Genomic DNA, 12,725 nt, shown 5'->3' with positions numbered 1-12,725 from the left:
GGTCTTATTTAAGCTTCCAGCTAGACGAGAGGATAGAAGATATCCCCGATGGGTTAAGCCAAAACCATCTAAGTATCCCCATAAAAAGAAAGATGCCAGTCAGCTTAACTGACTGGCATTAACCCTAAGGTGCTTTTTTTAACTAAACAGCAATAATTACTTCTTGCTGCTAAGTGCACCGAAGCGCTTGTTGAAGCGATCAACACGGCCGCCAGTGTCTAAAATCTTTTGCTTACCAGTGTAAAACGGGTGACACGCAGAACATACGTCTAAGTGAATGTCTTTACAAAGAGTTGAGCTAGTTTCGAATTTGTTTCCGCATGAACATGTTGCAGAAATTACTTCGTACTTAGGGTGAATACCTTCTTTCATAGGAACCTCTAGTTAAGGCCGCATCGCTCTCCAAACCCGAAGTCTGGCACCATACGTCGTTAAAACAAATTTGTTGGTGGCGGATTTTATCCAACAACCTTCCCCTGCACAAGTATTTATTTATCTTTTCGCTAAAAAAGTGAACAATCTCTTTCTCAAGTACTATTGCTAGTAGGTTTTTAGCGGTATTTTTAGTACATTACAGCATTAATTTTACGGGTTGAGTTGTTATGAGTTTTGTTGAAGTTGCTATTAAAGTCCCGCTTCCACGCACCTTTGATTATAAAATAGAAGAGCAGCTCAGTGGCTTATCAACACCCATACTACCGGGCATGCGGGTTTTAGTACCTTTTGGTAATCAAAAAAAAGTAGCTGTTGTTCTGGGTATTAAAAACAGTACCGACGTCCCTTTAGATAAAATTAAGAATATTATAGAGGTAATAGACGATACCCCTATTTTAAGCGCCCAACATTTAGAACTCCTTAGCTTTACTGCCCGCTATTATTGCTATCCCTTAGGCGAAACTATTCACATAGCGCTACCGAGTGCACTTCGCCAAGGTGAATCGCCAGATAAAACCAGTATTAACATGGTTGCTCTGACAGAAAAAGGCGCAAAAGTACCGTCATTAAAAGCCAAAACACAACTCAATTTATTAAAGCAGTTGTCGCAATCGGGGAAATCATCGTTAACCGAATTAAAAGCTCTTGGCTTTAGTAAAAAAACAATAGATAGCCTAATAGATAAAGAACTCATTACGCAAACTATTGAACACGATAACCAATGGCAAAGCGTTGCACCAACTGTCGGTAGTAAACCTGTACTTAATAAAGAACAAGCGGTTGCCTGTACAGCAATAAATCAAAGTAATGGATTTAGCAGCTTTTTATTAGAAGGCGTAACTGGCAGTGGTAAAACAGAAGTGTATTTACAGTGCCTAGAAGAAGTACTCAAACGTGGCGAGCAAGCATTAGTATTAGTGCCAGAAATAGGCTTAACGCCACAAACTGTAAACCGTTTTCGTCGCCGCTTTCCTGATACACCCATTATGCTTTGGCATTCAGCCCTTACCGACAACGAGCGATTGCAAACATGGCGTTTTTGCGAAAAAGGCAGTTGTGCAATAGTTATAGGCACACGTTCGAGTATTTTTCTGCCATTTTTAAAACTCGGTATGATAGTTGTCGATGAAGAGCACGATTCATCATTTAAACAACAAGATACCCTTCGTTACCATGCTCGTGATTTAGCTGCATACAGAGCTTTTCAGCATAAAATACCACTTATATTAGGCAGTGCTACACCCGCACTTGAAACACTTCACAAAGCAATTAATAACAAATATCAGCTACTAAGTTTAACCGAGCGCGCGCAAACTGCGACAGATAACCAATTTAAGTTACTCGATATGAAAGGCCAACCCGACCAAGCAGGTATTGCACATGCAAGCCTTGCAACTATGCGCCAACACTTAAATCGCGGTAAACAGGTTATGGTTTTTTTAAATCGTCGAGGTTTCTCACCCACTCTTATTTGCCATGAATGTGGCTGGCTAAGTGAATGTAAACGCTGCAGTACCAGCGCCACATTTCATAAAGCGATTGGGCAAATGATTTGTCATCACTGTGGCGATCAATACCCTGTTCCTCACCAATGTCCTGATTGTGGAAGTACGCAAATATTTCCAAATGGCAAAGGTACAGAGCAAATTGAAGAGTTTTTATCGACCGAGTTTCCAGATACACCCGTTACTCGCATAGACCGCGATTCAACTCGCCGTAAAGGCAGCCTTGAAAAAGCACTAGATGAAATAAACCTAGGCGGTGCACGCATTTTAGTTGGCACACAAATGCTTGCCAAAGGCCATCACTTTGCAGATGTAAGCCTTGTTATAATTTTAGACGTAGATAGCGGTTTATACTCATGCGACTTTAGGGCGACAGAGCATTTAGCACAGTTAGTTACTCAGGTCGCGGGGCGAGCTGGGCGTTCAGGGGAGCCTGGGCAAGTATTATTACAAACACACTTTCCAGAGCACCCGCTTTTACAAGACTTAGTTAATAATGGTTACCAAGACTTTGCTCGCTTTGCACTGAGTGAACGCGATGATGCAGACTTACCACCCATTACAAATATGGCTATTGTCCGTGCACAAGGACACAGCATTAAGCTAGTCGTCGATTTTTTGACAGATTTGGTTCCTGTGAATGGGGTATCTGGTATACAATTGCTCGGTCCGATCCCTGCTCCACTTGAAAAAGTCGCAGGTATGTATCGTTTTCAATTACATATTCAAGCGCAAGATCGCCGCATATTACATCAGTACCTTGCGCAAATGGTTGATTATTTAAGTTCAAGTAAACTTGCACAAAAAGTACGCTGGAGCTTAGACGTAGACCCTATAGACATGATTTAGGTTAAGGCCAAAATAACACCATGGCACAGCACGATTATATTAACAAAAAGCCTGCAGGCAGAAACAGTAAAAAAAACGCACCCGCTAAAAAACCATTTCCTATTCTTTTAGCTGTCATAGCCATCTTACTCGTCGGTGGTTTTGCTTATACATTATGGTTTATTAAAAGTAATGCAGATCCAAAACTTGTCGAAAAACAAGCAAACCCCACTGCGCCCGCAAAAGTAGAAGTGGTTATTCCACGCACACCAGAGTTTATTAAAGAAATTAGAAACCACGAGATTCAAGTTGAAGTGAAAGAACTTGAGCAAAAAGGCCCTTACGTTATGCAGTGTGGTTCGTTTAAAACCCACGCACAAGCGGAATCGCTAAAAGCTAAAATAGCATTTGCAGGCCTCATTTCTGAAATAAAACAGGCTGAAGGCAGCAATGGTACTTGGTATAAAGTGCGCTTAGGCCCTTATAAAACCAAACGCCAAGCCGAAAGTGATAAAAACAAACTTAAACGTGTAAAAATAGTCGGCTGCGGAATTTGGGGCTGGACTTGAAAATAAACCATTCACCCATATAACCTCTTCATAATCGTTTTTTACGAGTTGCCTCTGCAGCTCGATGATGAGGAATAACATGACTACTATCGTAAGTGTACGCCGTGGCGACAAGGTTGTAATTGGCGGCGATGGCCAAGTGTCTCTTGGTAATACCGTAATGAAGGGCAACGCCCGTAAAGTTCGACGTCTTTATAATGGCAAAGTAATCGCTGGTTTTGCCGGCGGTACTGCTGATGCCTTCACTCTTTTCGAACGCTTTGAAAGCAAATTAGAAATGCACCAAGGAAACCTAACTAAAGCCGCAGTAGAAATGGCTAAAGATTGGCGCAGCGACCGTGCACTTCGAAAACTCGAAGCGCTGCTCGCTGTAGCAGACGAAACAGCCTCTTTAATTATTACCGGTAATGGCGATGTGGTTCAACCTGAAAACGACCTAATTGCAATTGGCAGTGGTGGTAACTTTGCACAATCAGCTGCAACCGCCCTTTTAGAAAATACAGATTTAAGCGCTCGTGAAATAGTAGAGAAAAGCTTAACTATTGCAGGCAACATCTGCGTATTTACTAATAACTTCCAAACAATCGAAGAATTATAATAGGAACTATCATGTCTGATATGACCCCAAGAGAAATTGTTCACGAGCTAGATCAGCACATTATAGGTCAGGCTAAAGCAAAAAAAGCAGTGGCTATCGCACTTCGTAACCGCTGGCGCCGCATGCAACTCAAAGAAGATTTACGCAGCGAAGTAACACCAAAAAACATTTTAATGATTGGTCCAACCGGTGTAGGTAAAACAGAAATTGCCCGCCGATTAGCAAAACTTGCTAACGCACCCTTTATTAAAGTAGAAGCGACTAAGTTCACTGAAGTTGGCTATGTTGGTAAAGAAGTTGAGACTATCATCCGCGATTTAGTCGATGTATCAATTAAAATGACTCGCGAACAGCAGACTAAGAAATTTAAACATCGCGCCGAAGAAGCAGCAGAAGAGCGCATTTTAGATGCCCTTTTACCACCAGCGAAAGATCAATACGGCGAAACGCAGCGTGATGATAACTCATCAACTCGCCAAACGTTCCGTAAAAAGCTACGTGAAGGTCAGCTAGATGATAAAGAAATTGAAATCGATTTAGCACAAGCACAACCAAACGTAGAAATTATGGCGCCTCCTGGTATGGAAGATATGACCAACCAGCTACAAAGCATGTTTCAAAACATGGGCGGCGATAAGCGCACTAAGCGTAAACTAAAAATCAAAGAAGCCTTCAAACTATTAACGGAAGAAGAAGCCGCTAAATTAGTAAATCCTGAAGAGCTAAAAGAGCAAGCTATTTTTGCAGTAGAGCAAAACGGTATTGTGTTTATTGATGAAATAGACAAAATTTGTAAGCGCGGCGATTCTTCAGGTCCAGATGTGAGCCGTGAAGGTGTTCAGCGCGACTTACTACCGCTAATTGAAGGTTCAACTGTAAATACTAAGCACGGAATGGTTAAAACTGACCATATACTGTTTATTGCCTCTGGTGCGTTTCAGATGGCGAAGCCATCAGATATGATCCCAGAGCTACAGGGCCGCTTACCGATTCGAGTAGAACTTGAAGCACTTACTGCAGATGACTTTAAACGCATCCTTACAGAGCCTCATGCATCGCTTACCGAGCAACAACGAGAGCTGCTTAAAACTGAGCAGGTATCGATTGAGTTTAGCGACGATGCAATTGAGCGTATTGCCAAAGCAGCTTGGCAAGTTAACGAGAAAACCGAAAACATCGGTGCTCGTCGTCTACACACTGTAATGGAAAGATTGATGGAAGAAATTTCATACGACGCTTCTGAAAAAGCAGGCTCGTCATTAGTAATCGACGCCGCTTATGTTGAAAAACACTTAGGTGCACTTGTTGAAGATGAAGACTTAAGCCGCTTTATTCTATAAAACGAATATAAACGTTATACTAAAAGCCTCCAGATTGGGGGCTTTTTAATGGGATATATTAAATGAAACACGTAACAAAAGTGCATTACCACAGTGTAAGTAAAAATCTAGATGTTTACTTTGATGATGACAGTAAAGCTGTATTTAGCTGTGAGTTTTTACGTGTACACTCCCCTTCAGCTGAAGTGCAGGGCCATGGCTCTGGCCCAATGAAGCTAGTACTTAATAAGCAAGCTGTAGGAATAAAAAGTATTGTACCTGTTGGGTATTACGCACTTCGTTTAGATTTTGACGATGGCCATAACAGCGGACTATTTAGCTGGCGCTACTTTGAAAAACTACAACAGCAACAAGATACATTGTGGAGTGAATATTTAGCGCGGCTAACTGAACACGAAAAAAGTAAAGATAGCGTGCCTATAAAATTTGTTCCTTAAACTTTATAGGCCCGTTCTATTAAGCGTTATTAAACCTTAAATTTATCAATTGCAGTGAACAGAACGCGAGCCTGCTCAGAGACTTCTTCACTTGTTTGCGCATTGTTAGCAGCATGTTCAGTTGCGTCTTGTGCAATATCGCGAATTCTTACTACATTTTTATTAACCTCTGATGCCACTTGGCTTTGCTCATCAATAGCAACTGCTATTTGAGAGCTCATTTCCATTATTGTTTGTACATCTTCAGTAATTGCGCCTAATAGCTCACCTGCTTTAATTGCTTGTGAGGCACTTTCATCACCTTGAGAGCGACATTTGTGCATAATACTCACCACTTCTTGAGTACGCTGCTGTAAGGTACTTATAATACCTTCAATCTCACTTGTAGACTCTTGAGTACGCTTTGCTAATGAACGAACCTCATCTGCAACAACAGCAAAACCACGACCATACTCACCAGCACGGGCCGCTTCTATTGCCGCATTAAGTGCAAGTAAATTTGTTTGATCTGCAATCCCTCGAATTACATCAAGCACTGAACCAATTGTTTCACCATCTTTTTCAAGTTGCGACACTACATTTGATGCATTCCCCAGCGAATCAGATAGGGCCCTAATGTGCTTAACGGTAGAATCTACTTCACTGCGCCCTTGTTGTGCACTTAAATTTGTTGACTCTGCTTTTTTCGCAGCCGCTTCAGTATTATGTGAAATATCCTGAATCGTCGCCTGCATTTCGGTGGCTGCCGTTGCAACCATGTCGGCTTCATGTAGTTGCTCTTGCATACCAGAGCTTGTTGCTGCGGTACTTTGTGATAAATGCTCTGTTGCTACATTAAGCGTGTTTAGAGCACCATTAACTTCGTTAATTAAGTTCTTAAAATCGCCTATTAAGCTATTAAAGTCGACCGTCATGGTGGTAATTTCGTCTTTACCAGTTTGCTCTATCATCACGCTCAAATCATTATTACGACGAATATCGTTAATGGTGTGATAAACCCGCTCAATAGGTACAATAATGGAGTGGCTTGTAAAATAAACGAGTGCTAATACAATCACACCTGCAATCACAAATACCAAAATAGCTAAAAATTGAGCCTGCTCTACACTTTGCTCTACTTGTAACTTAGTGTCTTTAACGATTTTAGAAACAATGGCGTCGCTTTTATCTACACTGTCACGCATTACTCCAAGTGCGCCTGACTCAAGATCTAGCCCTAGCTTAGTTTGCGCCTGCACAAGTGTTTGAAATTCGCTTTGGTATATATCAATCAAAGGATTAATTTGTGCTTTATAGTCGCTTGGCAGCTGTGCTGCAGCTATCTGCTGCTTAAATGTATTAATTCCCTCATTAAAACGCCCTAGGTACTTAATATCAAATCTCAGCATGAAATCTTTTTCTGAGCGTCTTAGTTGCAGCATTGACGACAGCAGTTGGTAATTTTGCTGCTCTTTTAATAGTTGCTCAACTTCATGAACCGAGCTTCTAAGCTTGCCATATAACCCGTCGGTCGGGGTTAAACCAATCTCTTTTTGAAGCTTAACAACAGTTTCAAAATCATTATTATAGCTATTTATTAGTTGCTCAAAGTGCTGGACCTGCTCCTGTGCGATACTTTGGTTAGCCATTAACTGTTGTAACTTTTTTACTTTATCACTTAACTGCTCAAAACCCGTTTCAAATGCAGTTAACGCGTCTTCTTGTTTATAAAACAAAAAGTTTTTTTCATGTTTACGCAATGCTAATGCATGTACGTTGAGCTCTTCTGCTAATTGAATAGTCTTGTTTAAGCTCAAGGTTGTACGTGATTCAAAAATAATCACGCATAAAAGGACCACCATTGCTAAACCAACAACGACTGCGTTTAGTTGTAAACGTCGTTTAATTGTTAAGTTTTGTAAAAAACTCATCGCTAACACCTTTTTTGAATATGCATTTTTATTATAGCTAATAGATCAAAAGCGACTAATTAATTTAACTTTTTATTATTGGTAATTCTAAACAGTTTAAATGTGATGGCTATAAGGCGACACTATCCCACAAACCTTTATGTAACGATTGTGTGTTATTCCATTGTTGTTTAACCAACCAATCAATTAAAGGCGCGGGATCGCTGGGGTAATTTATCTGCTTGTTTTGCGGTGCGCTATTCCAATCATCAAGGGCTTGTGGGTTTAAATAGTTCATAACATGCGCCATGCCCATGGCAAATAAAGTTTTTGCATTTGCTGCTTGCTCAAACTGACCATCTAAAGGCTTTAATAGTAACTTTTTACCTAACTTAAGCGCTTCACTGGCAAGCTCAAATCCCGCATTACCAATAACGCCACTTGTGTTTGCTAAGTCGTTTAAAAAACCAGAGCGTGAAGGGGCTCGTAAATGTATATGTCCAAAAGATTGATTGGTGGCATTTGGGTGATAGCAATAAAATTCTTTTTCGGGAAAGTCTTTTAAATAATCAACAACGCTATCTAAGTTTTCGAAAGGTAAATATACCAATACCTTGTTCATTACTGCTACAGGGTTGTCGTGATTATGATGAGCAATAAAAGGCGGTATTATATTATTTGCAAATGGTTGCCAGTGCACGCCTAAGTAGGTAGTCGCTGGTGCATAATGCTTGATAAGTGATTTTCTCAGGACGCCACGACCAAACATAGGTACGTTATCTGACAAAAATGCTGCTTGGTGACTAATGCCAATAACGGGTATACCTGCCCGTTTTGCAGCCCATGCTGTCACAGGCTCAAAGTCGTTAAGTACAAAATCGTACTGTTTTATCTCAAGCGATTTTATATCACTCACCAACTTACAAATTCGCATGTTTTTAAGTGTTTTTAAATTTTTAACTTGCCCATTTTCAGTGCTAAACGATAAACCGCGATACGCTTTATAATCTGAGAATTCGTGCATATCAAAGTAATCTTTATTTGCGCGCCCTGAAAACACATAATCAACATCAATACCGAGCTTATTAAAGCAGCTTGCCATAACCCGAGCGCGCGTTATATGACCATTACCGGTACCTTGTACTCCATACAATATTTTCATGCAGGCACCACAAGTGCTAACGCAAATAAACCACAAAAACTACCAATCGTTGCGCCTATTATAATATCAGCAGGAAAGTGCACACCCAATACCACACGAGACATAGCAACGCCGGTAGCCCAACTAAATAGTAGTAATGCATATTCTGGAAAAAAATGGCTTAATATAATTGCCACTAAAAAGGCAGCAGCACTGTGACCCGATGGTAAACTAAATTTATCGCTCGGTACTATATAGGCATTTGTTACTAAGCAGTCGCATGGACGGATCCGAGCAAATCTATTTTTAGCTAGTAGGTAAATAGGTCTTTCTATAGCAAAACCAATTAATATAGTGACAGGCAATAATTGGTGCTGTTCATTATTACTAAGCCACCACACTGCTAAGCATATTAATATATAAAGCCCACCATCACCGCTTTTAGACAAACCAAAGGCCATTGTTTTAAACCACCTCGGTAAATTGCAATTAAACAAAGTTAAAAATAATTGCTCATCTATCTGAGTTACCTTTTTAAGCATATTATTATTCATCACCATCCCTCATTGCATAACATATGAACACCGGTTTAGCTTATGTGTTGTAAATAACAATTGAGTGACGCTTTTAATACACTATTATTGCGATTAATGATTTTGCGCTTGTTTTGCCTAAATTTACTGCGATTAAGTCGTTGTTATTGCTTATAAGGAGGGTATACTGAGATATAAATTAATGTACCTTTTGAGGATAAAATAATGGATTACAGCACTTCTGATTTATGCGACCACTTTGCTGACGTGGTTGACGTGCTAGAACCTATGTTCATCAACTTTGGTGGTCGACACAGCTTTGGTGGCCGCATTAAAACGGTTAAATGTTTTGAAAATAATGAACTCATCCGCGAATTACTTTCTCAAGATGGTACAGACCTAGTACTTCTTATTGATGGTGGCGGCTCAACTCGTCGCGCACTAATCGACATTGAACTGGCTGAGCTAGCACTTGAAAACAACTGGAATGGTATTGTTGTTTACGGCGCAGTACGCCACGTTGATGAGCTTGAAGAGCTTGATTTAGGCATTCAAGCAATTGCTTCAATCCCTGTTGCAGCCGACAGCGAAGGTGCTGGTGAAGATGCTATAGGCGTTAACTTTGCTGGGGTATCATTTTTTGATGACGACTTTATTTATGCAGATAGCACAGGCATTGTTTTATCTGCAGAAGAATTAGAATTGGAAGTTGTAGAAGTATAACGTGACTTCCCATTTAAAAGTATATGATGAAAGCGCGGTTAGAACACTTTGCTCTAGCCGCGCAAATGAGAAAAAAGCATGGCAATCAATGGCCTTGCTCGACACCCAAGTAAACCTGCAACAAGCACTTGTTGACGCTGCTCAATTTGGTATCCGCTATGTACTTCTGGGTATTTGCGAAGATATCGGCCCAAAAGCAAACTTAGGAAATGGTGGTGCAAACGAAGCATGGCCTGCTTTTTTAAAACGCTTTTTAAACCAACCTCACAATCAATTTATTGCCACTCAAAAAGTGCTTTTATTGGGTGAAGTTAATACTGATGATTTAATGGCGCAAAGCAACCAGCTTAATAATCAGCAAGGCCAGCAATTAACTCAATTACGAGATTTATGCCAACAGCTTGATGAACGCGTAGAGTCGGTATTGAGCCTTATTTTTAAAGCGGGGCTTGAGCCAATCGTTATTGGCGGAGGTCATAACAATTGCTTGGGAATTATCCGTGCCCTGAGTAAGTCAAAAAATACACCTATTAATGCTATCAACTTTGACCCTCATGCCGACTTTAGAGAATGTGAAGGTCGCCATAGCGGCAATGGCTTTCGCTACGCTTATAACGAGCAACATCTAAGTAATTACCACGTTATTGGCTTACATGAGATAAAAAACAATCAAGCAATTATAGATGCAATGAGTGAAGCTAACTTTACGTTTGATAGCTATCAATCAATACAAGTTAAGCGAAAAACTACACTCACGCAGGCAATTGAAAACGCATTAAGTAATTTTAACAATTTACCACTGGGTATTGAAGTTGATTTAGATAGTATTACTTACATGCCGGTTAGTGCGTACACATGTTGCGGATTTAGTGTGAATGACACTGAGCACTTTGTGCACTTAGCAGCAAACCATCGCCACTCTAAGTACTTACATTTATGTGAAGCAGCGCCTAGCCAGCACCCTAGCGGGTTAGATGCCGGTGCTGCCCATGTAGGGCAAGTGATCAGTGCACTTGTGAATAGCTACCTACAAGCCAAAGAAAACACTTAGCGCTGTTGAACTAATCGCCACTCTTTTAGCCAGCTCATTAAACCGATACTACTTAGCGGGTGACCAAAGTAATAACCTTGGGCAGCATAACCTTTTAAGCTTTTTACAAACTTAAGTTGCTCAAGTGTTTCTACCCCTTCAAAAATCACTTTTGTTTTTTGTTGGTTATGCATTTCAACCATTCCGCTAACTAAACTACGTATATTGTTTTGATTACTAAAGTCAGCAGTAAGTGAAGGTGAAACCTTAATATACTCTACCGCTAGACTTGGTAACTTAGAAAGCAGTACCGGGTTATCACCAAGTCCATCAACACATACTTTTAAGCCTATGTTATTAAGCCTTGCGATCATGCCTCTGCCTTTATCATCTAGTCCCGCAAAAATATGCAAAGGGCATTCAACAATTAAATCGCCAGCTTCCAAGTGATGCTCACTTAAAACAACATCAACAAATTCAATAAACTCTTCGTTAAGCATTTCAGGACCAAATACGTTAATGCTAAGCGGTATAGAAATACCTTCTATTCTAAGCGCCATTGCAAGCTCAGCAGCTCTCTCTATTACAAATTTAGCGAGTGGATAACCAAGCCCTGCAATTCTAATGTCGTCGATAAACCTGTTAGCGGATAAAATCCCTTGCTTAGGGTGCTGCCAACGCAGTAGTAATTCTAAAAACTCAATTTGACCGTTTTCGTTACAAATAATAGGCTGAAAATAAAGCTCTAACTCGCTCGAAAAATCAATATTTGCTAATTCCTTTAGTCGCGCTTGTTGCTCTCGCAATTCAATCATCATTTGTTGATGATAAGGCACAACCTTGCGATCTGGGTGGCTATCGAGTGCTAGGTATGCGTACGATATTAAATTATCAAAGTTGTTATCTTGCTCATTACAATCAACATAACTCGCTCTAGCTTTTACTTCTACAGTGCAGTTAGCAACATTAAATGGCTTAAGCGTTGCACCCAGTATTTGGTCAATAACTAATTCATGTAAGTGTTTTTGATTCGCGAAACTACAAATAAATGCAAAGTTAAGACCCCCTAAGTGAGCTAGCTTTTCTTGCCCAGTTAAAGTCACTATTTCGTCACTTGAAAGTAGCTCTTTTATTCGATTAGCCGATTGCGCTAACAGTATATCGCCAAAGTCGCGTCCAATATGCTGGTTAACTTGCTCAAAGCCTTCAAGGCGAATAACGATTAACGCTGCGCTTATTTGTTTGTTGTCGCACCATGCATAGTAACCTTGGCGTAACTGTTTTCTATCTGCAAAAACTGAAAGCGGAGACTCTTCAATAAATGCATCACCTTCAGGTTCTGGCTCTATAACGACTTCTATTTCAGCACTTTCATCATTTAAAAAGCCAACAATAGCTAATAATAATATTGCTAACACAACCCAAAATAGCGGAACTTCCAATAATAAATGAGCTGAAAATAGAACAACAAATAAAAGACCAGCCATTGAGCTGGTAATTATCATGCTCCAATTATTTCGCTCAAATGCTTGCCATAAGTGAAAACAAAACCCAAAGGCTAGTAAAATAGCAAGCCAAGCCGCACCGCTGCTTAAGATAGCTAAACCAACAGCAGCTGTGCATAAATAGCTGAATTTAATACTGGCATTTTTAACAGCAAATAAAGTGGCGATCATCGCCATTAATAGTGCACCACT

General features: G+C 40.3%; 12 protein-coding genes. 7 read left to right on the top strand and 5 right to left on the bottom strand.

Features of this window, described 5'->3' with window-relative positions:
• Positions 1-156: 156 nt before the first annotated feature.
• On the bottom strand, positions 157-372 hold the full coding sequence (rpmE, locus tag I6F10_RS11735; protein ID WP_002958369.1) for a 50S ribosomal protein L31: 216 nt from the start codon (positions 370-372) through the stop codon (positions 157-159).
• A gap of 230 nt (positions 373-602) precedes the next feature.
• Between rpmE and priA the strand changes: the two genes are divergently transcribed.
• The 5 genes from priA to I6F10_RS11710 all read left to right on the top strand — a co-directional run bounded on the left by priA (position 603) and on the right by I6F10_RS11710 (position 5,712).
• Positions 603-2,789 carry a primosomal protein N' gene (gene priA, locus I6F10_RS11730; RefSeq protein ID WP_024596312.1) on the top strand — a complete coding sequence of 729 codons (2,187 nt, stop codon included), beginning with the start codon at positions 603-605 and terminating at the stop codon, positions 2,787-2,789.
• Between the two features lie 20 nt (positions 2,790-2,809).
• The gene (locus I6F10_RS11725; RefSeq protein WP_024596311.1) at positions 2,810-3,337 is read left to right on the top strand and encodes an SPOR domain-containing protein; all 528 of its coding nucleotides are present in this window, start codon (positions 2,810-2,812) and stop codon (positions 3,335-3,337) included.
• A 79-nt stretch (positions 3,338-3,416) separates the two neighbouring features.
• Positions 3,417-3,935, top strand: a complete 519-nt coding sequence (hslV, locus tag I6F10_RS11720) for an ATP-dependent protease subunit HslV (protein ID WP_002958366.1) — start codon at positions 3,417-3,419, stop codon at positions 3,933-3,935.
• Between the two features lie 11 nt (positions 3,936-3,946).
• Positions 3,947-5,275 carry an HslU--HslV peptidase ATPase subunit gene (hslU, locus tag I6F10_RS11715; protein WP_197098872.1) on the top strand — a complete coding sequence of 443 codons (1,329 nt, stop codon included), beginning with the start codon at positions 3,947-3,949 and terminating at the stop codon, positions 5,273-5,275.
• 62 nt (positions 5,276-5,337) lie between these two features.
• On the top strand, positions 5,338-5,712 hold the full coding sequence (locus I6F10_RS11710) for a gamma-butyrobetaine hydroxylase-like domain-containing protein (RefSeq protein WP_165742858.1): 375 nt from the start codon (positions 5,338-5,340) through the stop codon (positions 5,710-5,712).
• Positions 5,713-5,741: 29 nt separating this feature from the next.
• Here I6F10_RS11710 and I6F10_RS11705 read toward each other — a convergent pair whose 3' ends face one another.
• The 3 genes from I6F10_RS11705 to I6F10_RS11695 form a co-directional block, all read right to left on the bottom strand.
• Entirely contained in the window at positions 5,742-7,622 is a 1,881-nt protein-coding gene (locus I6F10_RS11705) for a methyl-accepting chemotaxis protein (RefSeq protein WP_197098871.1), read from the bottom strand.
• Between the two features lie 109 nt (positions 7,623-7,731).
• The gene (locus tag I6F10_RS11700) at positions 7,732-8,763 is read right to left on the bottom strand and encodes an MJ1255/VC2487 family glycosyltransferase (protein WP_165742857.1); all 1,032 of its coding nucleotides are present in this window, start codon (positions 8,761-8,763) and stop codon (positions 7,732-7,734) included.
• The gene (locus tag I6F10_RS11695; RefSeq protein WP_197098870.1) at positions 8,760-9,299 is read right to left on the bottom strand and encodes a phosphatase PAP2 family protein; all 540 of its coding nucleotides are present in this window, start codon (positions 9,297-9,299) and stop codon (positions 8,760-8,762) included. The genes I6F10_RS11700 and I6F10_RS11695 overlap by 4 nt, the downstream gene beginning before the upstream one ends.
• A 201-nt stretch (positions 9,300-9,500) precedes the next feature.
• Here I6F10_RS11695 and rraA point away from each other — a divergent pair, with 201 nt between their 5' ends.
• Both rraA and I6F10_RS11685 read left to right on the top strand, forming a co-directional pair.
• On the top strand, positions 9,501-9,998 hold the full coding sequence (gene rraA / locus I6F10_RS11690) for a ribonuclease E activity regulator RraA (RefSeq protein ID WP_002959955.1): 498 nt from the start codon (positions 9,501-9,503) through the stop codon (positions 9,996-9,998).
• A 1-nt stretch (position 9,999) separates the two neighbouring features.
• Complete coding sequence (locus I6F10_RS11685; protein ID WP_197098869.1) at positions 10,000-11,049, top strand: formimidoylglutamase; 1,050 nt, start codon at positions 10,000-10,002, stop codon at positions 11,047-11,049.
• On the opposite strand, the gene I6F10_RS11680 is transcribed toward I6F10_RS11685, so the two are convergent.
• On the bottom strand, positions 11,046-12,710 hold the full coding sequence (locus I6F10_RS11680; RefSeq protein WP_002959950.1) for an EAL domain-containing protein: 1,665 nt from the start codon (positions 12,708-12,710) through the stop codon (positions 11,046-11,048). The two genes, I6F10_RS11685 and I6F10_RS11680, sit on opposite strands and share 4 nt — an antisense overlap.
• Positions 12,711-12,725: the final 15 nt, after the last annotated feature.

Origin of the sequence: Pseudoalteromonas sp. SWYJZ98 (genome assembly GCF_015864495.1) — a bacterium.
GTDB classification, from domain to species: Bacteria; Pseudomonadota; Gammaproteobacteria; order Enterobacterales; family Alteromonadaceae; genus Pseudoalteromonas; species Pseudoalteromonas distincta.
Note: the sequence above shows the minus strand (reverse complement) of the source record. Positions and strands in the feature narration are given on the sequence as shown.